Genomic DNA, 558 nt, shown 5'->3' with positions numbered 1-558 from the left:
TTTTCCAAATAATCAAATAGAAAGGAGGTCCTCTCCATGAAATTATTTGTTGGTTTAGATGTTAGTTCTGAGAAACTAGATACTTGTTTTTTAACAGACGATGATGATTTGTCGATTCTGTTAGAAAAGACCTTTCCGAATGATTTAAACGGGGCAACGGCGATTAAAGATCAAATTATCAAGTTCACTGAATCCATGATTTTCCAGAAAATCGTGATTGGAATGGAATCAACGTCTCTTTACAGCTTCCATCCAGCGACTTTTTTTCAAACGGATAAAGAACTCAATCAGTATGAACTGGTTGTCACAGTGGAAAACCCCTTTAAAATCAAACAATTCTCTCGAATTTTTGATGAGGATAAAACGGATCGTATCGACGCGTTTCGTATCGCTGATTATTTACGTCTTCAACGGTATTCTTCTTCGCCACTGAAAGAAGAAAAATACATGGCACTTCAACGATTGACTCGAACCAGATATCAAATGGTTTGTCAGCTGACAGAGGCAAAGCAACACTTCCTTGAAAATCTTACTTACAAGTGTAATACCTTGAGCCGT

At 37.1% G+C, this 558-nt stretch carries 1 protein-coding gene; it reads left to right on the top strand.

Annotated features, from left to right (window positions below):
* Positions 1-36 precede the first annotated feature (36 nt).
* On the top strand, positions 37-558 hold a 522-nt coding region (locus ACFO3L_RS11450; protein WP_379967695.1), incomplete at its 3' end, for an IS110 family transposase.

It is taken from the genome of Enterococcus eurekensis, from assembly GCF_042654605.1.
GTDB classification, from domain to species: Bacteria; Bacillota; Bacilli; order Lactobacillales; family Enterococcaceae; genus Enterococcus_I; species Enterococcus_I eurekensis.
The sequence above is the reverse complement of the archived record's forward strand: the minus strand, read 5'-3'. Positions and strand labels throughout refer to the sequence as shown.